The following is a 26,631-nucleotide window of genomic DNA, read 5'->3' as shown; positions in this document are numbered from 1 at the left end:
TACGGTAATCCAGTAAAGATTAAGGGTAAGAAGTACTACACTATAACAACAAGTAAATTTGTTAAAAAAGCAAATGTTAAAGGATAGTTTAACTTCCTAATAACAAGAAAAGTGTCACGATTGTTAAAAAACAATTGTGGTACTTTTCTTTTACTAAATTTTTTCAACTTATCTATATATAACAGTTTAAATCTACCACCCACTATTTTAGTTAATTTTTAACAATAAAATTAGTTAAAAATTAAAAATAATAACTTTATATTAATATAGTATATAAATAAATTATCAAGAACAAATTTTTGAATTTATAAAAACTACTATTTTTACATTAGTTTTTGATATAAAGGTATTAAATAGATATAACAGATTTAATACTACTTATATTAAAATAACTAATATTTATAGCTTAATACTAAAAAATATGCATTATATTGACAATTAATAACTAATGTTATACAATCTGGGTGTGATTTAAATAACAAGGAGGGACTAATAATGCTAAGTAAAAATAACTATAATGAGAAATTAAGAATAATGAAATTACAAGCAAGGCAGGATCATTTTTCAATTCGCAAATTAACAATCGGAGCAGCTTCTGTTTTATTGGGATTTACATTTTTCGGAGCTGGCAGTCAAACCGTTAAAGCTGATATTGAATCGACAGCACAGAAAGTCAATGATAAAACAGAATCAGTTTCAGAAAAGACAACTGTCAATGATAGCGTTATCACACTTGGCTCTAGTAAAAATACAGAGACTGATGGTGACAAGAAAGGTGTCGTAAGCACTTCTCCTGTCCCAAAGTCTGAATCTAATGATACTGTTTCAGGTACTAAAACAGATGTTGCCAAAAAAGCTGATACTTATCAAGATGCAAAAAAAGGCCTTGTTAAAGACCATTTTGAAAGAGATGGATCCGATCAAAGTGACATTGAATCAGTGCGAAATAATAGAAAATCTGATATAGAATCTACAATTCAAACTGCACAAATTAGAATAAATAAAGCATATGCGTCTTCTTCAAAAGATCAAGATGACTTGCAAACTAAAAATGCCTATCTTGCTCAGATTGATAAGATTGATACTGATGTTATAGCTAAACTCGATGCAGGTAAAAGTGTTGAAGAAATAAATTCAACAGCAGAAACTGCTATAAAGGACATTTTAAATATTGCATCGACTGCAGAACTACATTTTGCCAAAAAGACAGCTACTGATGCTATTACAAGCAAAGCAAAAGAAGTAACAGATGCCTTAATAAAGGATACTGATAAAGATAAAGTAAAACAAATCGTTAGCGCAGCAAATCAAAGTCTACAAAAAACTACTGATGTTGAAACAGTAAATATTATTAAGGACAAAACAATTAATGAATTAAACAATCTTAAAAATGTAGCTGATGCAGTGGACAAGGCAGAAGTCGATACTAGCAAAACCAATCAAACTGCTAATATAGATAAAGCTGCTGCAGCCGCTGAAAAAAGGATTAATGATGCTTATAATAACTTGCCTGCAACCACACAGTCTAAAGTAAAAGATGCTTTGAACAAGGCTATAGCAGATATCGAGCAGACTAAAACAAAAACTGATGCGAATATCAATTCAGCTACTGCTGTTAAAGACATAGTTGCTGCTGCAGATAATGGACTTCAACAAATTACTGCTTCAGAAAATCAAGCCTACTTATCATTTGCCCAGGGAGATGCTAAAGAAGCAATCAAAGAAGCAGCTGATAAAGTCACTCCCGGTTTAAGTGGTGAAGACCAGAGTAAAGTTAATGATTTGTTAACGCAGGCTAATGCATCAATCGATAAAGCGACTGACCTAATCACAGTTACAACAATCAAAAATAACACTATTAACGCAATTAATAATGTAAAATCAAAGGCTGATGCTGCCGCAAAGGAAAGGCTTGATAAAACTAAAGATTTAAATAAAGCTAATGTTGATGAAGCAGTAAAACAAGCCATAAGTCGAATTGAATCTGCGTACAAAAATTTAACTACTGCTGAACAAACTGGCAATAATGCCAAATACCAAAAAGCTCTTGCCGATATCAAAGCTGCTCAGGATGCAGCGAACACAAAAATAGCTAATGCGACCTCTGAGAATGAAATTATTGCCTTAGTAAATGAGGGTATCAGTAACATCAATAAACTAGCAGATACAACTGAATTAGATTTTGTCATAATTAATATCAAAGACACTATTCAGAATCATGCCAATGACGTAATTGAACAACTGAAAACCCAGGAAAGTAAAAACCAAGTTGAAACGATAGTAGGAGAAGCTTTTGACGACCTTAATTCTGTTCAAAATGTAAGTGAGGCAAACAGAGTTAAAGTCGGAGCTATCAGGTCTATTGATAGGGTAAAGGATGATGAAAATCTTGCTTTGCAAAATTCAAAAGATACAGGCAAAGCAAATATTGACGAACAAGCTAATAATGCTAAAAAACTTGTTAATGCTGCCCATGATAAAATTTATGAGAATCTCGATGATGAAGAGAAAAAACAAGCTGATGTCATTCGTGATAATGCCTTGAAAGCAATTGAAGCAGCACAAGTTGCTGCAAATGCTGCAATTGAAGCAGCTTCTGATAAAAGTGCAGTAACTGACGCAGTGAACACAGCTAATAAGCAATTTAGCCAGACTACTAGTGCAGCAGAACTTAGTTTTGTAAAATTAGATGCAAAAAAAGCTGTTAGAGATGAAGCTGCTAAAATTATAAAAGATTTAAAAAATCAGTCTGACGTAGATACTGTTAATGCTATTGTTAACCAAGCCAACCTCGATTTTGAAAGTGCAGACAGCATTGATAAAGTAACCCATATTAAAGATAAGGCAATTAGTGATATTGACAATATCAAGGAAATTTCTGAAGCGGTTGATAAAGCTAAATTAGCAGCAAGCAAAGCTAATGGTCATTCCAATTTGAATTCTGCAGCTGAAGCTGCGAAAAAGCAGATAAGTGAAGCTTACAACAAGCTTAATGAGGATCAAAAGAATCAAATTCAAGATAAATATAAAGATGCTATTGCTGACATTGATGCAACTGCAACAGAAGCAAATACTCAAATTGATAATGCTAATGACCTTAATTCCATAACAAATATAGTAGCAACGGCTATTAACAAGTTTAATGAAACAGTAAACAAGGCGGAAATTGCTTTTGCAACAGTATCTGCCAAGGAAGTAGTTAAAGCAGAAGCAAATAAAATTATTGGCGGTTTATCAGATCAATCTGACAAAGACTTGGTTAATAAAATTGTAGACCAAGCTGATAAAGATTTTGCCACTGCAAAATCCATTGACAAAGTATTTGAAATCCGGGATAAAGCAATAAAGGATATTGATGCTGTCAGATCAGCTGCTGACCAGGCGGCACAAAATAAGCTTAATAATGCTAAATCAGCCGCAATTAAAGAGTTAACTGAAAAACAAACTAGTGTAAATAAAGCTATTGATGATTTGCCAAATGTTAGTGCTGAAAATAAGAGTGCTCTAAAGGATAAAGTTAATCTATATTATCAGACTGCCATCAATAATGTGGAAAAAGCAAACGATTTTGACCAAGTTGATAAAGAAAAAAATGATGGGCTTGAAAATATGGATAAAGTATTATCAGATGCTCAAAGGCTGAGTCAAGAAATTGCGTTAAATCAAAAGAAACTTGATGATTATGCACAAAAAGCAATTGAAAATATTAATAATTCCAATTTATCAGAAGCTGATAAAGAAAAAGCAATAAAGTCGATCGCTCAGGCTCGTGATGATGCCAAAAATATAGTTGGACAGCAACCTACTGTTGAGAGGGCGGATGCAGCTGAAAAAGCCGGAGAAGTTGCTATTGATGCGGCTGAAAAAGCAGCTTCTTTAACTGATCTTGAAGGAGCAAAACTCACCGAGAAAATCAAAGTTGAAAATGCAGCAGAAAATGCCAAGAATAAAGTTCAAGATGAATATAATAAACTGGATCAAGATGGGAAAGATAAAGAGAAAGGCAAACTTGAAACAGCATTAGAAGCTATTGAAAAAGCTAAAAATGATGCTGAAGCAGCAATTTCAAATGCTACAGATAAAAATGATGTAAACACAATATCTAAAACCGGCATTGATAAAGTTAATGGTGTAGCAGATGATACTTCACTAGAATTTGCCAAGGAGGCTGCGAAAGAAACAGTTCAACAAATAAGTGATATTGTTAAGCAAAATTTAAAAGATCCTAATGATCAGAATGCTGTCGATATAATTAATAAGGATGCTGTAACAAGCATTGACGCGGCCAAAACAATTCCAGATGTGACCACGATTCGGGATGATGCCATCCAGAAAATCAAACAAATTAAAAATGCAGCTGATGCTAAAGAAAATAATGACTTGTCTAATGCTAAAAGTAGTAGCAGGAATACAGTCGATGTAGATGCAAATGCAGCGCTTGATCGTGTCAATAAAGCTTATGAAAAATTAACCGAAACTGAAAAATCTGCTAAAAAAGATGAATACGATGCTGCTGTTAAAGCTATCAAAAATGCCAAAATTGCTGCAGAAGATAGAATTGATAATGCTACAAATGTAGATGCTATTAATGCTGCAATAAGCGACGCAAAACAAGATTTCAATACAATTGCTACTAATACCGAGGTCTCTTTCGCAAAACTGGCAGGTAAAGATAAGATTCAAGATGCTGCTGCAGAGGCAAATAAAGTCTTAAGTCCTAGGGGACAAGCTGCCGTTAAAGATATTGTAACTCAAGCTAATAGTGATATTGAAGACGCAGAAACTGTTGCAAAAATTGAAAAAATTACTGAAGATGCAATTAATAAGATAAAAGCACTTCAAGATAGTGAAAAGACTGACTTAGAAAATGCTATTAAGTATGCAAATGATGAATTTGAGAAAAAATACAAAGAAGCTATTGCAAGGCTGAAGAAGGAATTCAGTGATAGCGCTAAGACCGCTGAAGTTGACAATGCATATAATAAATATAAAGGAATTACTGGTAGTACGGTTGAAGAGGTTAACGCAAAAGAAATAGCAGCTGAAAGAGAATTGGCTAAAGGCGAAGTAAGTGATACCGGTACAAACGCGGAAACAAGAGTTGATGGTCTAAAACATAAGGATGGTACTGATTATACCGATAATGAAAAGAAAGCTTTAAAGAATCAAATTGAGAAAGATGTACTTGAAACAAACGGATCTAAAGATCAGTCGGGTACATTAGATAAACCTTCCGATACAGAAGGTATAGATACTGTCCGTAATGAAGCTGTTAACAAGATTATCAGTGAATCGATTGCTGATAGTCAAGAGGGAGAAAATGTTTTGCAGCACGATCCGGATGTATTGCTTGAGCGCCTTGCTAAAGCCCATAAGGCTGCAGTTGACAAATTACAAAAATTTGGTCCAAACATTAATCATGATCAGACTGATAAGAATTATGAAGAAGCAAAAAAGGCTCTTAGTTCTAATCCGACGGATTTAGCAACTGAACTCGCTGGTGAAAAATTAATTGCTAATGGAGCCTTATCTGATGCAAAGACAGCTGCTGACAATATTGTAGACAGTAATACTGATTACAGCTCTACTGTTAAGGATAAGATAAAGCAACAAATTCAAAAAGATTTTGATGAAGCAACTAATCGTATAAAAGAAAGTTCAACAGTAAGCGAACTCATTACCCAAAAGCGTAATGATGGTATAGACCAACTATATCGTGATGCAACTGATACTAATGTGAATGTTACCAACATTATTAACTCGGATGGCGGTAGCAATCAGATCACGGATATAACTAATACTAATCCTGATAACAATCAAAACAACCAGACCCCTAATACGACAGAAAACAACAAGGAGACAACTAAGACTGTAAAAGTTGTTCTAAAACACAATGCCTATCTCTATGATAATAGTGCTCATCGTGCCAATGGAGTTACCTTAGGGATTGGTTCAATACTTGAAACGACTGGTACTGAAACAATCAATGATAGACAATATTATGTTTTAGTAGATAAGGGAGCAAACGGTAAGAAATATTATGTTGCGGTTGGCAATGTCAAAGGTATCGCTAAAAAACTGCATCATAATGCTTACATTTATAATCAATACGGCAAACGTGTCAGGAAATATGGTAAGCTTAAAGCCGGTAAGGCAGTTAGGACTTATGGCAGTTCTGTTAAGATTCGGGGCAAGAAATACTATATTGTTGCCAAAAACCGTTTCGTCAAGGCAGCAAATTTCACCAGTCATAATGTAAAAACAACTGTAAAGAAAGCAAAAGAAATTGCTGCAGTTGGTGTAGCCGACCAATCTCAAGTAATTATCAACAAAAAGGTAATGCACAATGCATATCTTTATGATGAAAACGGGGTTCGTGCAAACGGCTTGGTAATAAATGCTGGCTCCACGATTGATGTTTCAACTCAAAAAGTTATCAATAAGAGAGTATATTATGCACTTGAAAATGGTTTGTATATAGCTGCAGGAAATATCGATGCCAAGAAACTGAAATTGAAGCATAATGCTTATGTATACAGTAAATACGGTAATCGCTTAGGTAAGAAAGTACTGAAGAAACGTAAATCAATTAAGACTTACGGTAATCCAGTAAAGATTAAGGGTAAGAAGTACTACACTATAACAACAAGTAAATTTGTTAAAAAAGCAAATGTTAAAGGATAGTAAATTTTCCTAACTAAAAAAGAATGCCACAATTGTTTGAGATAACAATTGTGGCATTTTTTATAGAAAAATTTTATTATTTTAAGCCATTTTTTTGCATTTCATGCAAAGTTTCGTATTGTTTTTTTAATCCTTTTTCAATTTTAGAATTACCTTTAGGTTGAAAATATTTTTTCCCAACCAGTTTATCTGGTAGATACTGTTGTGGCACCCAATCGCTTGCAAAAGAGTGAGGGTAAATATAACCTTTGCCATGCCCTAATTTTGTGGCACCAGAGTAATGAGTATCTTTTAAGTCCGCTGGTATTCCGCCATAATCTTTATTTTTTACATCTTGCAAGGCTGAATCAATGGCACTAATAGCGCTATTGCTCTTTGGCGATAATGCCAATTCTATTACTGCATTAGCTAAGGGGATGCGCGCTTCTGGAAATCCCAGATTCTTTGCTGCTTGAATGGCAATTTGTGTGTGCTGCACAGCAGCAGGATTTGCCAGACCGATATCTTCATAAGCAATTACACTTAATCGTCGGCAGATTGCGACTAAATCTCCTGATTCAATTAATCTGGCCAAATAATGCAAAGATGCGTCCGTATCAGAACCACGAATTGACTTTTGAAAAGCAGATACCAAGTCGTAATGACCGTCACCTTTGGCGTCAAAGTTTTGACTGCGTAACTGAATAGAATTAGCCATTTCATCTTGATTAATAGTTATTTCATCTTCATCATTTTGACCAGCTGCAATCATTTCCTGCTTGGTTGATCGCACTGCCAGTTCCAGTCCATTTAATGTGGCGCGTAAATCACCGTTGCCTTTTTGCACCAATAATTCTCTGGCATCATTAGTTAATTTTACATGGTATTTTCCTAAACCATTTTTATCATCTATAAGCGCACGGTCAATTGCCTTATTTACGTCTTCTTTTGCCAGTGGTTTTAGTTCAAAAATCTGACAGCGAGAACGAATAGCGGGTGAGATAGCAATATAGGGGTTTTCAGTTGTCGCCCCAATTAAAATAATTTGTCCTGATTCTAAAAGTGGCAGGAGAAAATCCTGTTTCGTTTTATCTAACCGATGAATTTCGTCTAGTAACAGTATGACAGTTCCACTTAATTTTCCTTCAGCTGCTACTTGTTCTAACTGCTTTTTGCTATCAGTAGCAGCGTTAAGCTGGCGAAAGGCATATTTAGTGGAGCCGGCAATAGCACTGGCAATACTGGTTTTGCCGATTCCAGGGGGGCCATAAAGAATCATCGAAGATAGCATTTTGGCTTCGACCATTCTCCGAATAATTTTTCCGGGACCAATTAAATGTTGTTGACCAACAACTTCATTCAAATTTTGCGGTCTCATTCTATAAGCTAATGGCTTCATTTAATTATCTCCATGGAAAAGCCTATGCCAAAAGCCAGCTTTTTTTTGACTTGTATCAGCAAGCTGAGCTTTAGGCATTTCTGGTGGATAAACTTGACTTATTTCAATGCGCATTTTGTTAATGGCACTGGAAGCTACCACTAATATTGCTGAATCATCAGGCCCCGTTTTAGCTGTCTCGTTATTAACAATGGTAAAAGAAGTTTCGTATTTGCTACAATAAGTTTCTACCTGATTAACAAAATTATCATGCAAATTACCGTTTATCAGTATATTGTAACCGACATAATCTTTGAAATGTTGTAAAAAAAGGCTGGTTAATTTGGGATCCTGCACTTCAGAATTAGTCATTCTAACCAAAACTCGTTCACGAAGAGACCCTAAAAATCTTCTGCGTTCATCCGGTTTTGTCTGTGGCGTGATGCCTTGTGCAGCATTTGAAACTCTGGTATTTAAATCTTCAGTCATTGGTGAGATTTCCTTTCGGGTAGCAAAAACCCCTCTCCAAGTAGGAAAGGGGTTTTGTGAAAATGTAGAAATTAAAGTAACTTGTTGTAGTATTCAACAACTAGAGCTTCGTTAATTTCTGGTTCCATTTCATCACGTTCTGGAAGACGAACAAGTGAACCTTCTACTTTGTTATCATCAAATGAAACAAAGGATGGGCGGGATACAACTGCTTCCAGTGCATCCTTAACTTGTTGCAAGTTCTTTGACTTTTCCTTGAGGCCAATGGTTTCACCAACCTTGACTTCGTATGAAGGAATATCAACACGCTTGCCGTCAACAGTAATGTGACCGTGGTTAACCAATTGTCTTGCTTGCTCTCTTGTAGTAGCAAAACCTAAACGGTAAACGATGCTGTCTAAACGGCATTCAAGCAAAGCCATGAAGTTAGTACCGTGTTCACCTTCACGAATCTTACCAGCACGTTTGAACAAAGTTCTAAATTGACGCTCGTTTAAACCATACATCCAACGCAACTTTTGCTTTTCGTGCAATTGCTCGCCGTATTCTGATAAACGACCACGTGAATTAGGACCGTGTTGACCAGGAGCGTAGTTACGACGGCTAAGCTCCTTACCAGTACCTGAAAGTGAAATTCCTAATCTTCTGGAACGTTTCCAACTTGGACCTGTATATCTTGACATAAAATCCTCCAATAAAATCTGATAACAGTTTTTGGAGTAAAATAATTACGTATAAGTTTAACATTCGTGCATCTTAATTTTCATTTTCGCCTATTGCAGCGTCGGTTACTCGTTCACTAAAACGTATTAAGATGTTGACGTTCTTGCCACTTATAGCTGCAAATATTTTACACGTTCTATATTATAGTTGTATTGCCTTCTTAAAGCAAGGAAAACATTGACTGCTTTAATTATTATAGGAAGAAAAAGAAAATTTGGTTTATAAGGACATATAAAAATCAGTATTTTGTTTAAAATTAAGGTAGCATTTATCAATATTGCATATCAATTTTTATAGCATAATGAAATGTGCTAGTTTAAAAAACTCTTGCCCACAATAATGTAGAAGTTTGGTATAATTGGGGTAGTTTTGGAGGAAGAATATGTCATCGACTCAATCCATAGTTGTAATCATTGCAATTTTAATCATTATTATAATTATAGCACTTATGATCATAGTCAATCGACGCCAATTAAGGCAGATTCTTGAATTGGACGATTTGATCACTAAAATTGCCAAAATGCATTTAGAAACAGACATTATTAATCTGGATAAAATGGATTTAGCAGGTGAGAGTCTGACCACACTGACTACTTGGCGCAAAAGCTATGAGCAGGCATCAACTAAAAAAATTCCTGCTGCGCAGAGCTTTCTTGAACAAGCTGCTAACCAAAACGCTCATTATCAAATATTCAAGGCCCATAAAAATATTAAACAGGCTCAGGAAATCATGGGTTCAACCTATAAAGACGCTAAAAACACAAAAGAAGTTTTTACCGAATTACTTGAATCAAACCGTGAAAACCAAAAGCAATATAATGACTTATTCAATCAATTTAAAGAATTGCGTAAGGGGGTTTTGGCAAATTCATACGAATATGGTACTGCACTTGATAAAATTGAAACTGATTTGACCAATATGGAAACTGACTTTTCAGAAGCCAAGAGTTTGACTGCTCAAGGAGACCAGGTTGAGGCAAAGCGTATTTTATCAAAGATAAAAGTAGCTTTAACAAATATCAGTTCTGTTCTTCCAGAAGTTAAAAATGCGTGTCACCAAATTGATACAGTTTTCAAAGACCAACTGGATGAGCTTTCTGATAGTTATAAGAAAATGATGTCTTCAAAATACTACATTACTCAAGTTGACGTTTTAGCCGAAATTAAAAAAATTCGCGGTCAAGTGGCTGATGCAGCAAGATTACTGACAGAATTAAAAATATCTGATTTAAACACAAGTATTGCAAAAATCAAAAAGGAAATTGCTGCTCTATACGATACTTTGGCTAATGAATATAAGGCAAGACCTTTTGTAGAAGAAAATCAGGACAAAATCCAGAGACTTCTTGCTCATGAACAGGTTGAGTCCAAAAACTTGGTGGCCAAATTGCGTCACATAGATGAGAGTTACGAGCTTACGCATAATGAGCTTGCTACCAGCAGGCAACTAGAGCAGGAAGTCAATGACATGGAACGCCAATATACAGTTGACACGCAAAATGTTGCTGACGGTAAGGGAGTTTACTCACAAATCAAATCATCCTGGTTAAACATGCTTGACCGTCTACGTGAAATTAGCAATCAGCAAAAGACAATGTCGCAAGATGTCGATGGCCTTTATGATTCGGAGAATGTCGCTAATGATTCAATCAATCGTTTTAAACAAGAAGTGTCTTTAGTTTATCGGCGGTTAGAACGTAAAAATTTGCCAGGTAATCCGGATTCTTTTGTTCAAATGTATACATTAGTTGTTAATGAAATAGGTCATGTAGCAAAAGAATTGAGTCAAGTTCGTTTAAATATGGAAAAAATTTCTCAGGAATTAATCCAAATTTCTGATGATGTTGAGAGACTAAAAAGAGAAGCAGATGACATTATTAATTCTGCGGATTTAGTTCAACTGACTTTGCAGTATTCAAACAAATATTCTGACAATGGTTCAATACAAAATGCTCAGAAAAAAGCAATGGGTCTTTATGAGCAAGATTATAATTATAAGGATGCTCTTGATACCATTGCAACTGCTATTGAAAAAGTGGAACCGGGTTCGTACCAGCGTTTAGAAAATTTATATTATTCGGATAAGAAAAATAATGACTAAATTTTATAAACTTTTGTCAAACAAAATCTCAGCTTTAAAATTTGTAAAGGATTTTAAGGCTTTTTTATTGCTAATGAATAAATAATTGAAGCTTAGATTATTTTAAGTTACAATTTATAAGTTAATAGCTGACCTTGTAGTGTATTGGAGGAGAAATTCCGTGATTTACTTTGACAACAGCGCCACGACCAAAATTGATCCTGCTGTTTTAGCAACTTATGATAAAGTAGCACAAACTATTTGGGGTAATCCATCTAGTTTACATAAACTGGGAGACCGTGCTTACCAACTTTTGGAAAGCTCGCGTAAACAGATTGCTAATCTTTTGGGTACAAAGCAGGATGAAATTTTCTTTACTTCCGGTGGTACAGAATCAAACAATTGGGCTATAAAGGGCACAGCATTTCAAAAACGTCAATTTGGCAAGCATCTCATTACATCGAGTGTAGAACATGCTTCTGTCGCTAATGCTTTTAATGCGCTGGAATACATCGGCTTTCGCGTAACTCACTTGCCAGTTGATAAACAAGGGCGTGTCAATGTCAATGATTTGCGCAATGCTCTTGATTCTGACACCACATTAGTTTCAATAATGGGTGTCAATAATGAGATTGGTTCAATTCAGCCAATTGATGAGATCAGTGATTTATTGTCTAACTATCCGACTGTGAGCTTTCACGTTGATAACGTTCAGGCATTGGGTAAAAATATTTGGTCACGAGTTTTTACTCCTCGTGTTGATTTCTCCAGCCTTTCCGCCCATAAATTTCACGCACCAAGAGGTACTGGTGTCCTTTATAAAAAAGAAGGCAAGATGCTGGATCCTCTACATGATGGCGGGGGACAGGAAAAAGGTCTTAGATCTGGCACGGAAAACTTGCCGGCGATAGCAGGAATGGCTAAAGCTGTACGCTTGCTTTTAGAAAATGAGCAGGAAAAAGCTGTAAGAGAGGCTGCTATTAAGGAAAAAATAGTAAATTATTTGCAGGGCAAGCCTGGTATAACTATATTTTCCCCTGTCAATAACAATTTTGCGCCTCATATTTTATGTTTTGCACTTGAAGGCATCAGGGGAGAAACTTTAGTCCATACACTTGAAGAATATGACATTTATACTTCCACTACTTCCGCATGCTCCTCTACTAAGGTTGACCAAGCCAGCACGTTAGTAGCAATGCATGTTGATGATAAAATTGCCACCAGTGCAATTCGTCTCAGTTTTGATGAATCCAATACGCTTGATGAAGCGGATGAGTTTATAAGAGTTTTTGACAAAATTTACCGTCATTTTGCCCCAATTAATCATTTAGGAGAATAGATTTTTTATGAAATATACTGAAATAATGGTGCGTTACGGTGAGCTTTCAACAAAAGGAAAGAACCGGAAAGATTTTATCGGTCGCTTAGCCGGTAACGTTACTAAAGTGCTGCGTGAATTTCCACAGGTTGAAATTCACCCACGCCATGATCGGATGCATATCGTTTTAAACGACGCTCCTTTTGAAGAGGTCGACCAACGTTTAAAAAAAGTTTTTGGCATACAAACTTATTCACCAACAATTAAAGTAGAAAAAACGCTGGCGGAAATTGAAAAAACTGCACTTGCTTTAATGAAAGAAACTTTTAAAAAAGGAATGACTTTCAAGGTTAACACTAAGCGCAGTGACCATCAGTTTTTATATGATACTAATGAATTGAATAAAATGGTTGGTGACTACCTTTTTTCACACATGGATGATTTAAAGGTAGAAATGAAACATCCTGACATTGTGCTCAGAATTGAAGTGCGTAAAGATGCAGTTTACATTTCTAACCAGCTGCTTCATGGCGCTGGGGGAATGCCAGTTGGTACTGGTGGTCGAGCTGTCATGATGCTATCTGGAGGCATTGATTCGCCAGTGGCTTCCTATCTTGCTCTAAAACGTGGTGTTGATATTGATATGGTGCATTTTTACAGCCCACCATATACCACCGAAAAAGCTTTGAATAAAGCTAAAGAATTAACTGGTATTTTGGCTAATTATGCTGGTAAAATCAATTTCATTGCAGTACCGTTTGCAGAAATTCAGGAAACCATTAAGGAAAAAATTCCCGAGGGCTACTTGATGACTGTGCAAAGAAGATTCATGTTACAGCTAGCTGATAAAATTAGAGCTAAAAGAAGAGGATTGGCTATTTTTAATGGTGAGTCTGTTGGGCAAGTCGCTTCACAAACTTTAGAGTCAATGGCGGCAATTAACGATGTAACCACTACACCGGTCGTCAGACCAGTTGCTACAATGGATAAAACCGAAATCATTAAATTAGCAGAAGAAATTGGAACATTTGATTTATCTATTCAGCCATTCGAAGATTGCTGCACCATTTTTGCACCTCCTCGTCCAAAAACAAAACCAAAAATTGAAAAAGCACGTGAATTTGAAAATCGCCTTGATGTAGATGGCTTAATTGAACGTGCACTGGCGGGCATACAAGTGACTTCGATTTATCCAAATGATAAGTTTTTAGCAGATAAAGCAGAAGAAGATGCTTCACTACTTTAAAAAGTATGTTATAATACGCCCAAAGCAATAATTGAGAGGTATTAACCTTATAAATAGAGAAAGGCTCGTTGATGGTGAAAAGCCGAATGAAGGTTAATTGGTAGCTCGATTGGACTGGTTGGCTGAACTGAAAGTAAGCTAATCCGGCAAATGTGCCGTTATCATTTTTAAGAGAAGTAGAATTTATTCTGCTTAACCTTAGGTGGTACCGCGGTTAATTACATCGTCCTAGACATTTTGTCTAGGACTTTTTTATTGGGAGGAGAATTATGACAGATTTAGCACCAAAATACGATCCGAAAGAAGTCGAACAAGACAGATATCAAAAGTGGCTTGATCAAGACTTGTTCAAGCCATCCGGGGATAAAAAAGCACACCCATATTCTATTGTTATTCCGCCACCAAATGTTACTGGCAAACTTCACTTAGGGCATGCCTGGGATACTGCAATTCAAGATACATTAATTCGACTCAAAAGGATGCAGGGTTATGATACTTTGTATCTTCCAGGGATGGATCATGCAGGAATTGCAACTCAAGCTAAAGTTGAAGCCAAATTACGTAAACAAGGCAAAGACCGACATGAAATGGGTCGTGAAGCTTTTGTTAAGCAAGTTTGGGACTGGAAAGATGAATACGCTGCTATTATCAAGAGTCAGTGGGCAAAATTAGGCCTGTCTCTCGACTATTCCAGAGAAAGATTCACTTTGGATAAAGGCTTATCCAAGGCAGTTCGTCGCGTTTTTGTGCAACTTTATAATGAGGGTCTAATTTACCGTGGTGAATATATTATTAATTGGGATCCGGAGCTGCAAACAGCTTTAAGTGACATTGAAGTTATTCACCAAGACGATAAAGGTGCTTTTTACCATATTAAGTATCCGTTTGCTGATGGTTCCGGTTTTGTTGAGATTGCTACTACTCGTCCTGAGACAATGTTCGGTGATACTGCTGTTGCTGTAGCTCCCGGAGATGAACGCTACAAGGATATAGTGGGCAAGGAACTGATTTTGCCAATAGTAGGACGTCATATTCCAATTATTGAGGATCAACACGTTGATCCAGAATTTGGTACTGGTTTGGTAAAAATTACTCCAGCTCATGATCCTAATGACTTCTTGGTAGGCAATCGTCATAACTTAAAACGGATTAATGTAATGAATGACGATGGTACTATGAACGAAAATGCCGGTAAGTATGAAGGTATGGACCGTTTTGAATGCCGTGAAGCATTGGTTAAAGATTTAAAGGAGCAAGGCTACTTAATTAAAGTTAAGCCAATTGTACACTCAGTTGGACACTCGGAACGTTCTGGAGTTCAAGTTGAACCACGTCTGTCAACTCAATGGTTTGTTAAGATGAAACCTCTGGCAGATAAAGTTTTAGAGAATCAAAAAACTGCGGGCAAAGTCAATTTTGTACCAAAGAGGTTTGAACAAACTTTAAATCATTGGATGGAAGATGTTCATGACTGGGTAATTTCACGTCAATTATGGTGGGGACACAGGATTCCAGCTTGGTATAACAAAAAGACTGGTGAGATGTATGTTGGAGAAGAAGCACCAAAAGACATTGAAAACTGGAAGCAGGACCCAGATGTTCTAGACACCTGGTTTTCAAGTGCTTTATGGCCATTTTCAACTTTAGGCTGGCCTGATGAAGATTCTGCTGATTTTAAACGCTATTTCCCAACCAATGCTTTAGTTACCGGTTATGATATTATCTTTTTCTGGGTTTCACGGATGATTTTCCAGAGTCTGCATTTTACCCACAAGAGACCATTTAATGATGTTGTTCTTCACGGCTTGATTCGTGATGAACAAGGTCGCAAGATGAGTAAATCTCTGGGTAACGGTGTTGATCCAATGGACGTTATTGATCAATATGGTGCAGATGCTTTACGCTGGTTCTTGCTCAATGGTACAGCTCCTGGACAGGATACACGTTATAATCCTAAGCAATTGGCATCTGCATGGAACTTCATTAATAAGATTTGGAATGCTGCCAGATTTGTGATTATGAATTTACCAGAAGATGTAAAAGCAGCTCATATGCCTGATACCAGCAAGTTTGATCTGTCAGACAGCTGGATTTTTGACCGCTTAAATCACACTGTAAGTGAAGTAATTCGTTTATTTGATGATTATCAATTTGGTGAAGCTGGGCGCGAACTTTATAACTTTATCTGGAATGACTTCTGCGACTGGTATATCGAAATGGCCAAAGTTGCTCTCAATGGTTCAGATGAAGAACTGAAGACTAGAAAGCAAGAGAATTTAATTTGGATTCTTGACCAAATTTTACGTTTGCTTCATCCAATTATGCCATTTGTGACTGAAAAGCTCTGGCTGTCAATGCCTCATGAAGGCAAATCAATCATGGTTGCGAAGTACCCTACACCTCGTGATGAATTTGTTAATGACAGAGCGCGGCGCGATATGGCTTTCTTGATCGAAATTATTAAAGCTGTACGTAATATTCGAATGGAAGTTAATGCACCACTTTCTTCGCCGATTGATATTATGATTCAATTAGAAGACAGCAATAATGAACGGATTTTGACTGAAAATGAAGATTACGTCAAGAATTTCTTGCACCCGAAGAACCTGACTATTGCTGCCAATATAACTGCTCCGAAATTGGCCAAAACTGCTGTGATTGCAGGAGCTCAAATTTTTGTCCCACTAGCCGATTTAGTTAATATTGATGACGAAATCAAGCGCATGACAAAAGAGGAGAAAGATCTCCAAGCTGAAGTTGAACGTTCAACTAAAAAATTGAATAATCAAGGCTTTGTAGCACATGCACCAGAGGCGGTAGTTAATAAAGAAAAAGCTAAAAAGGCTGATTATGAAAGTCAGCTTCAAAACGTTCAGGAAAGAATTCAAGAATTAAAGAAGAGTGAATAAAGTGACTTTTACTAAAGCTCAAGATGTGATTAATTATTTATATTCACTTCCTAAATTACATGAAAAAGCAGATCTATCTTATATAAAGAAAGTACTGACTTTTTTGAATAATCCCCAAGATAAAGTTAAAACAATTCACGTTACGGGCACTAATGGTAAAGGATCTACTTCATACTATTTGAGCAGCTTGCTGCAAAAGGCCGGTCAGAAGACTGGCCTTTTTGTTTCGCCATATGTGTTCGAATTTAACGAACGTATTCAATTAAATGGGCAAAATATTAGTGACGCAGATTTAGTAAAGACAGCTAATGCCATAGAATCAGCTTTGACAAAAATTCGTAAAACAAACAACAATTTTTCTTTAGTAACTTTTGAGTATGAAGTGGTAATGGCCTTTCTCTATTTTGCAAGAAAAAAATGTGATTATGCTGTCATAGAAGTCGGTATAGGTGGCGAACATGACAAGACAAACGTGATTACACCTGAAGTCAGCGTAATTACCACGATTGGTTTAGATCATGAACAAATTATCGGACCCACACTTCAGGATATTGCTCGTGAAAAAAGTGGAATAATTAAAAGAAATCGTCCTGTAGTTTTAGGTAATATTTCTAAAGAAGTATTGCCCATAATTCAGCAAAATGCACAAAAAGAACATGCGACAATAAAACTATTAGGAAAAGATTTTAAAATTTCCTTGCAAGAAAATTTAACTTATCAAGATCAAAATAAGAAAATTTCCTTTTTACCCAGACCTTTAGTAGAAGGTTATGATGTAGGTATCGCTGTTGCTGCTGTTAGCCTTTTGGGAGTGAAACTTTCTGCAGCTGAAATTAAAGAGACAATAAATCAAACTAAAATTCCTGGTCGTTATCAGATTGTGCAAAATAAACCTTTAGTTATTCTTGATGGCGCACATAATATTCAAGCCATGCAAAACCTGCTTAATTTTGCTCATTTTGAACAGAAGAAAAAACAGGGCAAAATTAGAGTTTTGATTATGATGATGAAAGATAAGGATATTGAGCAAGTATTTAAATTGTTTAAACTAGAAGATGAAGTATACATTACAACAATTGATTATCCTCGTGCAGCCAAGAAAAAAGATTTCCCGACTTGGATTCAAGAAAAATACCAATACCAAGCTGACTGGGAAACATCTTTTAGGAGTTTAAAGCAGAAGAGTCAAACAAATGATATACTGCTAGTGACGGGATCGTTTTATTTAGTCGGAAATATTTTACAAATGGAGACAAAAAATGCGAGTTCAAGGTCTTGATGATGAAATTAAGGGAATATTATTCGATATGGACGGATTGCTGGTCAATTCTGAAAATTTGTATTGGGAAGCTAATATACAGGCTGCTAAAGAAACAAATCTAGGCACTCCGGATGACATCTATCTTAAATTAGTTGGCTCGACAACCACTGATATGGACGATTTTTATCAAAAATATTTTAAAAATAAGCAGCAACGGGACCAATTTATTAAGCGTACGGATGAGTTGGTGTGGCAGTGGACCGAGGAAGGTAAACTAAAATTGCGCCCTGGAGTGCAAGAAGCTCTTGATCTTTTTCAAAAAGCTGGTTTACCTATGGCAGTGGTTACCAGTAACACAGAAGATGTGGTAGAGCATAATTTGTGGGCAACAGGTAGCCGCAATTATTTTCAGTTTCATTTAAATTATGATGATGTTAGAAAAAATAATGTTCAGCCAAAGCCTGCTCCGGATATTTATCTTTTGGCGACTAAAAAGCTACGTGTTCCTCAAAATAACATTTTAGTTTTTGAGGATTCTTCTCCAGGGTTATTAGCGGCTGTTAACGCAGGTTTAAAATGTGTAATGGTGCCTGATTTAATTCCGGCAAGTAAAAACGACTATCAAAATGCTGTATTTGTCTGTAAAGATTTTAATGAATTTCTGAAAAAGGTTTGTTAATTTTCGACGTATTTAATAGTGAAAGGAATGGTTTTATGGAATTGATAAAATCTAATCACTATTTATTGAAAACTGACTGGGAAATGTTAAACAGCCTTTTTGCTGAGTTAAAAGAACATGGAATAGAGAAGTTCGATGAACTTTTTATAAAACTGACAGAGCTAAAAATCATGAATTTAGATGATTTGCTTAAATATATTTCTGGCAGTCAATGCGATAAAAATTTAGCTGTTCTTTGTGAGGGACTGCTTGAAAGACTGAGGTCGGCGGTTCCAGATCGTGAACTTATTATGACATCCAGTGATGAAGTAGGTACCTATTTATTGGATAAGTTGGCTGGCCGTAAACAAGAAGAGCTTTGGGCAGTTTATATTGATAACAGTAATCATATTGTTGCTGAAAAAAGATTATTTCAAGGAACTTTAGATAAGTCAATTGCTCACCCACGGGAAATTTTCCGTTGGGCAGTAATTTATGCCTGTGCCGGCTTTTTTGTGGTTCATAATCATCCAAGTGGCAATTTAATTCCATCAAAAAGCGATATAGAGCTAACTAAAATGCTTTTTGCTGCTTCTGAATTATTTCATATTGACTTTCTTGATCATTTTATTGTGGGGAAGGGACAATATGTGAGTTTGCGTGAACGGCAATTATTTTAAATTCATCTTAAAGTTACATTTCATTTTCTTTTTTAAGTTGCACTTTATGCTATAATTATTCAAGATTTAGAGACTGCAATAATTAAGGAGAGATTTACGTGTTTGGATTAGGAGCAAAAAATATTGGCATCGATTTAGGGACGGCCAATACTCTTGTTTATATGGAAGGCAAAGGAATTGTCTTAAGGGAGCCTTCTGTTGTGGCTAAAAATACCCATACTGGAAAAGTAATAGCGGTAGGGTCAGAAGCAAGAGAAATGATCGGAAGGACACCGGAAAGCATAGTGGCTATCAGGCCAATGAAAGATGGTGTGATTGCTGATTATGATACAACTGCCTCTATGCTTAAGTATTTTATAGAAAAGACTGTAGGCAACTCCAAACCTTCAGCTATGATTTGTGTACCTTCGGGAGTAACTGAAGTTGAAAAACGGGCAGTTATTGATGCTGCTCGTGTAGCTGGTGCGCGTGAAGCCTTTGTAATAGAAGAGCCTTTTGCAGCCGCCATTGGAGCTGGATTGCCAGTAATGGATCCTACTGGTTCAATGGTCGTGGATATTGGTGGTGGAACTACTGATGTAGCAACGATTTCTCTTGGGGGAATTGTTTCATCTACATCAATTCGTCAAGCTGGTGATAAGTTTAATACCGCAATTGTAAATTATGTACACTCAAATTTTAATCTTTTGATTGGTGAAAGAACCGCTGAAGACATAAAAATCCAAATTGGCTCCGCTTCAGTTGAAAAGGCAGAAGGAATTGAATCTGTTAATATTCGTGGACGTGATTTAGTTACCGGATTGCCAAAATCAGTTGATGTTAAAGCAGTTGATGTTTCAAAAGCAATTCAAGATGTCGTTCAAGATATTATTGTTGCTATTAAAGAAACTCTAGAACAAACCTCTCCTGAAATTGCAGCGGATGTAATTGATCACGGTATTGTGCTAACTGGTGGTGGTGCTTTACTTAAGAATTTACCAGATGTTATTTCAGAAGCTACTAAAGTTCCAGTATTTATAGCACAAGACCCATTAGATTGTGTTGCAGTTGGTACAGGTGAGTCTCTGAAAAATATTGAAGTAATGCGTAGAAGTCGCAGATAATATAAAAAGTCGGCTATTATTGCCGATTTTTCTTTAGGGACTGTTTCCAAATGAAGAAATTTTTACAGAATAAAAAACTGTTGTCAGCATGTCTTGCAGTTATTGTAGTATTTATAGTTTTAGGTGGTAGTGTAAGCTTGCGTAATAAGCGCAACACTCCATTAATTATTCAAAGCTTTGGTAATGATATAGTCGCTGCAGGGTCAAGGGTTATTGATTTTCCTCTTAGTTTTGTGTCTGGCAGTTTAAATAATGTGCATGATTTGCTGAATACTCAAGATGAAAATAACTATCTTAAGAGCCAAATAACCGATTTGGAACAAACAAAGGCTCGTAACTCAAGTCTTGAAGCTGAAAATAAACAACTTAAATCCGCTTTAAAGTTAAAAGAAACTTTAACTGACTATAATATGATTCAGGCCTCGGTAATTTCGCGTTCACCAGACAGTTGGACAGATCTTTTAGTTATCAACAAGGGAACTACTTCTGGCTTACGTAAAAACATGGCCGTGATGTCGGGCGGTGGAGTTATTGGTCGTATAATAGAGGTAAATGCTGCTTCTGCAAAGGTGGAATTAATTACCACTAGTGACAAGTCGGCAAACCGCTTTGCAGTTCAAGCTCAAGCCACAAACGGAAAAAAGGTTCATGGCATAATTACAGTGATAGGTAACAAAACCTTAGCTTTTACTCAAGCAATGGATAGTAAAAAGCTCAAGCGTGGTACGAAAATTTACACTAGTGGAATGGGCGGTAATTCTCCTAAAGGATTATTAGTAGGAACTATTTCTGCTACAACACATGACTCATTTGGCTTATCTGATTTAATCAAAATAAATCCAGCTGGCGAATTAAACGATCCTTCAGTTGTCACTGTTATCAAAAGGAAAGTGAGCGACTAATGAAGACACTGCGAAAATTTACTCTTGTCTTAGCATTATATGTTGCTTTAGCTGTTAGCGGCAGCTTGTCCTTTTACCTGCATCAGTTTTTTTCATTTGGCAAAGCTGCGAACTTATTAGTACCTGTTAGCATGATGCTAATCGCGCTATTTGATGACACTAATGATAAAGAAATTTGGTTGGCTTTAGGTGCAGGTATAGTCAGTGACATTTATTTTTTTGGCATTATAGGTATTTACGCAATTATTTTGCCAATAGTTTCATGGCTATTGCAAAAATCTGCACGATTTTTGCCTGAGGTATTTTGGGCCAGAGTTCTGGCAGTTTTAATTGCTTCTGTTCTAACTCAAGGCTTCACGTGGCTGATTTTGAATATGACAGGTTTGTCAAGTATTGGTATTTTGAAGCTGGTGCAAAGTATTTTGCCAACTCTGTGCTGGGTATTTATATTTATTTGTGCCACCTATAAATTATGGTGGAATCTGGCTCTTAACTATCCTTTTATGGTTAATTTAGAAAATTACCGGCAATAAAAAACGTGAGATATAAGTCTCACGTTTTTTATTCGAAAAATCCAAAGCTTGATAATGCACCAACAGCCTGCATTACAACTGCCGCTAATGTAATTATTGCCATCAGCCAAGCCATAGCAATTGTTAATTTTTGAAATTTGGATCTCTTTTTCTTATGTCTTCGCGTCATTGATTGACCTCCTACTTGATCAATATTTTATGCTACTTAATAGTTTTTTTCAATCGCGGAGTAAGATAAAATAGATATTAAATGATAGAGGATGTAGCCAATGTTTATAATTATCTTGATACCTGTCATAGGTCTTGCTTTAGCTTATATTGTTAATAAAATGTTTCCTAAAGCTCAATTCAGGGGATATGACCTATTGCCTTTCTTTTTTATATATGCATGTCACTTAATTACCATGCACCAAAAAAGACCTGAGTTTTTGCCTTATGGTTTCTTCGTTTTTTTCTTCTTAGTTATAGTTATAGCAATATCTGATGCTGTTAAAAATAAAAATCTTTCTTTAAGTCAAACTCTGCGTAAAATCTGGGATTACTTAACTGTAAATACTATTTTTTGGTATCTGGGTCTATTATTTTTGATGATATAGTCAAACTTTTTAATAAAAAAATTTTAAAAAATCTAGTCGCAAACCCGAATTGGTTTGCGATTTTTTCTTTTTGTGTCATTAAAAAATAAATATTTAACTTTTTTGACTAAAAAGTGGTAGGAAGTGGTGAATTGTGGTAAATTATTTAGTGGAAGGGGGCTAAGCCATGTTCATGGGTGAATATCATCACAATCTTGACAGCAAAGGGCGTTTAATTATACCTGCCCGTTTGCGTAGCCAAATAGGTGACAAAATGATATTTACTCGCGGAATGGAAGGCTGCATTTTTGGCTATACTACTGAGGCATGGCAAAAAATTGAAGCTAAATTAGCGCAACTTCCATTGACTAAGAGAAATGCGCGTAGCTTTACGCGTTTGTTCTACTCTGGTGCGATGGAATGCGAATTTGACAAACAAGGTCGTGTGAATCTGACCACAACGCTGAAGAAACATGCTTCCCTTGTCAAAGAATGTGTCATTATAGGAGTTTCTGATCGAATTGAAATTTGGTCTAAGGAACGTTGGGAAAGCTTTAGTGATGAAGCCAATGAAAACTATGATGATATCGCAGAAAATTTGGATGAAATTGAACTATAATTATGGAATTCAAACACACCAGTGTACTCTTACACCAAACAATCGATAATTTAAAACTAAAAAATGGTGGTCTTTATGTAGACGCAACTTTTGGCGGTGGCGGTCATGCAAAATATTTATTGAGCAAACTTACAAGTGGTACATTAATTGGTTTTGATCAAGACGAATACGCAATAAATTCGGCTAAGTTAAACTTTGCTGATTTACTTACTCAAAATGCCGATCCTAAATTAAAATTGGTACATGATAATTTTAGCCATTTAAAAGAGAATCAGGTTGAGCTGGGTTATCAAAATGGTATAGATGGGATTTACTATGATTTGGGAGTTTCCTCGCCACAATTTGATCAAGCACAAAGGGGTTTTTCTTATCGCTTTGATGCAAGATTAGATATGAGAATGGATCAAGAGCAAAGTCTTGATGCTTATCAATTAGTTAATAACTCAAGCCAAAAAGAATTGGCGAATATTTTGTATAAATTTGGTGGAGAAAAATATTCTCGCCAGATTGCCCATAAAATTGTCATTAAAAGACAAAAAAAGCCAATTGAGACAACATTTGAACTAGTTGATATAATTAAGGAAGCAATTCCTGCGTTTGCAAGAAGGACTGGTGGGCACCCAGCAAAAAAGACCTTTCAGGCTTTGCGTGTTGCTGTGAATCACGAGCTTGATGTTTTAAATGAATCACTTGAAGAGGCGGTTCATTTGTTAAAACCTGGTGGTCGAATTAGTGTGATTACCTTTCAGTCTGATGAAGATAAAATTGTAAAAAATATTTTTAAAAAATACTCTGAAGTTGATGTACCTAGGGGAATGCCAGTTATTCCTGACAACTTGAAGCCAATGCTTCGTTTAGTTAACCGCAAACCCATTGTTGCCTCACCCGAAGAGCTAAAGAATAATAATCGCTCACACAGTGCAAAGTTGCGAGTCGCAGAAAAATTGTAAAGAGGAAAAAACAATGGCTGATAATTTAGCAAGAAAAGTAGAGTTTAATCCTAATGAGCAAAGAGATCCAAAGAAGAGACAACGTCAAGTTCTCAATCATCACAACGTTGCTTGGACCGGCTTTGAAAAGTCCTTGCTTGTATTGGGAACAATAATAACCATTGGCTTAATGACAATGCTAGTTTCTTCCAGTATTTCTGCTACTTCAGCTCAACATGAACTTACCAATGTGCAACGGTCTGTTGCAAAAGGGCAAAGTCAAGTTGGAGATTTGCATCAAGAATTAGGTGAGTTAACCTCAAGCTCTCGTATGAGTAAAATTGCACGAAGCAAGGGGTTAGCTTTGAATGAAAAAAATATTAGGACTATACGCTGATGAAAAAGCATAATAGTAAAATAAGTAACTCTAATTCCAAAGCTCACGGATACCGTTTTACAGTCGGGAGATTTCTCGAGGTAGCTGTTGCTTTGGTTTTTCTCGTATTTATAGGAAGATTTTTATATATTGGCATTTCAAAGACTATTAATGGACAAAATTTAACTGCTAAAACTGAGCAATTATATATGCGTAATCAGGTATTAAAGGCTAATCGCGGTACTATATATGACCGTAATGGCCTGGCAGTTGCTCAAGATTCTCATTTATATACTATTTATGCTATTTTAGATAAATCTTCTATCAATTATAAAAATAAGCCTGAATATGTTGTTGATAAAAATAAGACTGCTAACAAATTAGCTCAAGTCTTACCTCTTAAAACTGACGAAATTTTAAAATATCTTAATCCTGCACGCCCTGTTTTTCAGGTACAATTTGGTACTGCAGGTTCCAATTTATCAAAAAAGCAAAAAGATAAAATTGAAAAGATGAATTTGCCTGGTATTAAATTCTTTGAAACCCAGTCTCGGCTTTATCCTAACGGTAATTTTGCTTCTCACGTAATAGGAATGGCTACCCCGGTATATGATAAAAAAACCAAGCAGCAGAATCTTGAGGGTACCATGGGACTTGAAGCATGGTATGATGAAGTGCTTACTGGAAAAAATGGTTATCAGGTTTCAGCGGTGGATGCTTCTAATTTTCAGACTCCAAATAGTGCGCATACTTACAAGGCACCAGTTGACGGTAACAACATTTATCTAACTATTGATTCACAATTGCAAGAGTATCTTGAAAATAGGCTCTCCTATGTCCAAAATACGTTTAATCCGGTTTCCATGACGGCTGTCGTTGAAGACATTAAAACAGGTAAAGTTTTAGCTGCGTCTCAAAGACCAACTTTTAATCCGCAAACGAAAAAGGGTCTAAAAAACTCATATCGCAATATTTTAGTACAAGATACTTATGAACCGGGCTCTGTATTTAAAGTTCTAACGCTTTCATCATCTGTAAATAGTGGAAATTACCACCCTAATCAATATTATAATTCAGGATCTGTTTCTGTTAATGGATCCGTAATTCACGACTGGCAGCCTCACGGCTGGGGAAGTATACCATTTTCACAAGCTTTTCCTCGTTCGAGTAATACTGGCTTTGTTCATATTGAGCAGCAAATGGGTGCCAAGACCTGGAAAAAATATTTGAAAAAGTTTCATATTGGCGAAAAAACTGGAGTAACCTTGCCCGGTGAACAACCAGGAACCATAGCATTCAGTTCTCCGATTGATCAAGCAGTAACTAGTTTTGGTCAAGGTGTTGATGTCAATGTTATGCAAATGATGCAGGCATTTAGCAGTCTGGCAAATGATGGGCAAATGGTAAAACCGCAATTCGTTGAAAAAATTACGGATGCTGATAATCATACTATAACTGGTTATCAAATTAAAAATGTAGGTCAACCAGTTTACACTAAAGAAACTGCATCTACCGTACTTGAAAATATGCGTAGAGTTTTAAATAAACGCATTGGAACAGGTTCTGCATACCAAATGAAAGGTAAGAGTATTGCCGTTAAAACAGGTACTGCTCAGATTGCTAACCTTAAAGGCGGAGGCTATCTTAAGGGTAACAATAATTACATCTTTTCAGTGGTCGGGGTCACTCCTGCTAAGCATCCACGATACTGCATTTACATTACTGTCAAACAGCCACGTAAAATGAGTAAACCAGCTGAAGTAATACTTTCATCAATTTTTAAACCCATGATGAATAGAGTAATTCTCATGTCTAAAAATGGGTTAAGCAGTCCAACTGCTGTAAAAACGCCCAATCTAAAAGGCTTAAACTACAAAGAGGCCGAAAAGGTTGCACAGCGTGTTGGGTTAAGACTTGCTAAGATTGGTACGGGTGATAAAATAACTGAACAGTCTTACTCGGCAGGTCAAAAACAACAGTCAGGAAAATTAATGCTTGTTCGTACTGCTGGAAGTATAGAATGTCCAGACATGAAGGGCTGGTCTATTGATGAGTTGCACCAGTTTGCTGATTTAACTGGGGTTAAACTAAGCATAAAAGGTACAGGAGTAGTTTTTAAGCAAAGCTTGGCTATAGGACAACCTGTTAAATCAGGCACAAAAATAAAAATACAATTAAAGGAGTAGCAT

The 26,631-nt window shown here is 36.1% G+C and carries 20 protein-coding genes; 16 read left to right on the top strand and 4 right to left on the bottom strand.

Annotated elements, in window-relative coordinates; translation table 11 throughout:
- The first annotated feature begins 495 nt into the window (after positions 1-495).
- On the top strand, positions 496-6,684 hold the full coding sequence (locus tag LACWKB10_RS04850) for an SLAP domain-containing protein (RefSeq protein ID WP_034979457.1): 6,189 nt from the start codon (positions 496-498) through the stop codon (positions 6,682-6,684).
- A gap of 76 nt (positions 6,685-6,760) precedes the next feature.
- On the opposite strand, the gene LACWKB10_RS04845 is transcribed toward LACWKB10_RS04850, so the two are convergent.
- The 3 genes from LACWKB10_RS04845 to rpsD form a co-directional block, all read right to left on the bottom strand.
- Positions 6,761-8,062 carry a replication-associated recombination protein A gene (locus LACWKB10_RS04845; protein ID WP_034979454.1) on the bottom strand — a complete coding sequence of 434 codons (1,302 nt, stop codon included), beginning with the start codon at positions 8,060-8,062 and terminating at the stop codon, positions 6,761-6,763.
- Positions 8,063-8,530: a YueI family protein gene (locus tag LACWKB10_RS04840; RefSeq protein ID WP_034979451.1), complete on the bottom strand. Its 468-nt coding sequence runs from the start codon at positions 8,528-8,530 to the stop codon at positions 8,063-8,065. It abuts the gene before it with no gap.
- A 71-nt stretch (positions 8,531-8,601) separates the two neighbouring features.
- Entirely contained in the window at positions 8,602-9,213 is a 612-nt protein-coding gene (gene rpsD / locus LACWKB10_RS04835; RefSeq protein WP_034979449.1) for a 30S ribosomal protein S4, read from the bottom strand.
- A gap of 422 nt (positions 9,214-9,635) precedes the next feature.
- On the opposite strand from rpsD, the gene ezrA reads away from it, so the two are divergent.
- The 10 genes from ezrA (at position 9,636) to mreD (ending at position 21,943) form a co-directional block, all read left to right on the top strand.
- Positions 9,636-11,354: a septation ring formation regulator EzrA gene (gene ezrA, locus LACWKB10_RS04830; protein WP_034979447.1), complete on the top strand. Its 1,719-nt coding sequence runs from the start codon at positions 9,636-9,638 to the stop codon at positions 11,352-11,354.
- A 160-nt stretch (positions 11,355-11,514) separates the two neighbouring features.
- Positions 11,515-12,672, top strand: a complete 1,158-nt coding sequence (locus LACWKB10_RS04825) for a cysteine desulfurase family protein (protein ID WP_034979446.1) — start codon at positions 11,515-11,517, stop codon at positions 12,670-12,672.
- Between the two features lie 7 nt (positions 12,673-12,679).
- The gene (gene thiI / locus LACWKB10_RS04820) at positions 12,680-13,897 is read left to right on the top strand and encodes a tRNA uracil 4-sulfurtransferase ThiI (protein WP_034979442.1); all 1,218 of its coding nucleotides are present in this window, start codon (positions 12,680-12,682) and stop codon (positions 13,895-13,897) included.
- A 269-nt stretch (positions 13,898-14,166) separates the two neighbouring features.
- Positions 14,167-16,806 carry a valine--tRNA ligase gene (locus tag LACWKB10_RS04815; RefSeq protein WP_034979440.1) on the top strand — a complete coding sequence of 880 codons (2,640 nt, stop codon included), beginning with the start codon at positions 14,167-14,169 and terminating at the stop codon, positions 16,804-16,806.
- A gap of 1 nt (position 16,807) precedes the next feature.
- Positions 16,808-18,085, top strand: coding sequence for a folylpolyglutamate synthase/dihydrofolate synthase family protein (locus tag LACWKB10_RS04810; protein ID WP_034979439.1), 1,278 nt, complete (start codon positions 16,808-16,810; stop codon positions 18,083-18,085).
- Positions 18,066-18,746, top strand: coding sequence for an HAD family phosphatase (locus LACWKB10_RS04805; RefSeq protein ID WP_034979436.1), 681 nt, complete (start codon positions 18,066-18,068; stop codon positions 18,744-18,746). Before LACWKB10_RS04810 ends, LACWKB10_RS04805 begins: the two co-directional genes overlap by 20 nt.
- A 35-nt stretch (positions 18,747-18,781) precedes the next feature.
- Positions 18,782-19,405 carry a RadC family protein gene (locus LACWKB10_RS04800; RefSeq protein ID WP_034979433.1) on the top strand — a complete coding sequence of 208 codons (624 nt, stop codon included), beginning with the start codon at positions 18,782-18,784 and terminating at the stop codon, positions 19,403-19,405.
- Positions 19,406-19,503: 98 nt separating this feature from the next.
- The gene (locus LACWKB10_RS04795) at positions 19,504-20,508 is read left to right on the top strand and encodes a rod shape-determining protein (RefSeq protein ID WP_034979431.1); all 1,005 of its coding nucleotides are present in this window, start codon (positions 19,504-19,506) and stop codon (positions 20,506-20,508) included.
- Positions 20,509-20,558: 50 nt separating this feature from the next.
- Positions 20,559-21,410: a rod shape-determining protein MreC gene (gene mreC, locus LACWKB10_RS04790; RefSeq protein WP_034979428.1), complete on the top strand. Its 852-nt coding sequence runs from the start codon at positions 20,559-20,561 to the stop codon at positions 21,408-21,410.
- Positions 21,410-21,943 carry a rod shape-determining protein MreD gene (mreD, locus tag LACWKB10_RS04785; protein WP_034979424.1) on the top strand — a complete coding sequence of 178 codons (534 nt, stop codon included), beginning with the start codon at positions 21,410-21,412 and terminating at the stop codon, positions 21,941-21,943. Before mreC ends, mreD begins: the two co-directional genes overlap by 1 nt.
- Before the next feature lie 28 nt (positions 21,944-21,971).
- On the opposite strand, the gene LACWKB10_RS09980 is transcribed toward mreD, so the two are convergent.
- Entirely contained in the window at positions 21,972-22,112 is a 141-nt protein-coding gene (locus LACWKB10_RS09980; protein WP_081945343.1) for a DUF4044 domain-containing protein, read from the bottom strand.
- A gap of 100 nt (positions 22,113-22,212) precedes the next feature.
- Here LACWKB10_RS09980 and LACWKB10_RS04780 point away from each other — a divergent pair, with 100 nt between their 5' ends.
- From LACWKB10_RS04780 to LACWKB10_RS04760, 5 genes are all read left to right on the top strand, one after another.
- A complete protein-coding gene (locus LACWKB10_RS04780; protein ID WP_034979421.1) occupies positions 22,213-22,539 on the top strand; it encodes a DUF3397 domain-containing protein in 327 nt (108 codons plus the stop codon).
- Positions 22,540-22,705: 166 nt separating this feature from the next.
- Positions 22,706-23,137: a division/cell wall cluster transcriptional repressor MraZ gene (gene mraZ / locus LACWKB10_RS04775; protein WP_034979419.1), complete on the top strand. Its 432-nt coding sequence runs from the start codon at positions 22,706-22,708 to the stop codon at positions 23,135-23,137.
- Between the two features lie 2 nt (positions 23,138-23,139).
- The gene (gene rsmH, locus LACWKB10_RS04770) at positions 23,140-24,087 is read left to right on the top strand and encodes a 16S rRNA (cytosine(1402)-N(4))-methyltransferase RsmH (RefSeq protein WP_034979417.1); all 948 of its coding nucleotides are present in this window, start codon (positions 23,140-23,142) and stop codon (positions 24,085-24,087) included.
- A 13-nt stretch (positions 24,088-24,100) separates the two neighbouring features.
- Entirely contained in the window at positions 24,101-24,463 is a 363-nt protein-coding gene (gene ftsL / locus LACWKB10_RS04765; RefSeq protein WP_034979414.1) for a cell division protein FtsL, read from the top strand.
- The gene (locus LACWKB10_RS04760; RefSeq protein WP_034979411.1) at positions 24,463-26,628 is read left to right on the top strand and encodes a penicillin-binding protein; all 2,166 of its coding nucleotides are present in this window, start codon (positions 24,463-24,465) and stop codon (positions 26,626-26,628) included. The genes ftsL and LACWKB10_RS04760 overlap by 1 nt, the downstream gene beginning before the upstream one ends.
- Positions 26,629-26,631 lie beyond the last annotated feature (3 nt).

Origin of the sequence: Lactobacillus sp. wkB10 (genome assembly GCF_000760615.1) — a bacterium.
Lineage (GTDB): Bacteria > Bacillota > Bacilli > Lactobacillales > Lactobacillaceae > Lactobacillus > Lactobacillus huangpiensis.
Note: the sequence above shows the minus strand (reverse complement) of the source record. Positions and strands in the feature narration are given on the sequence as shown.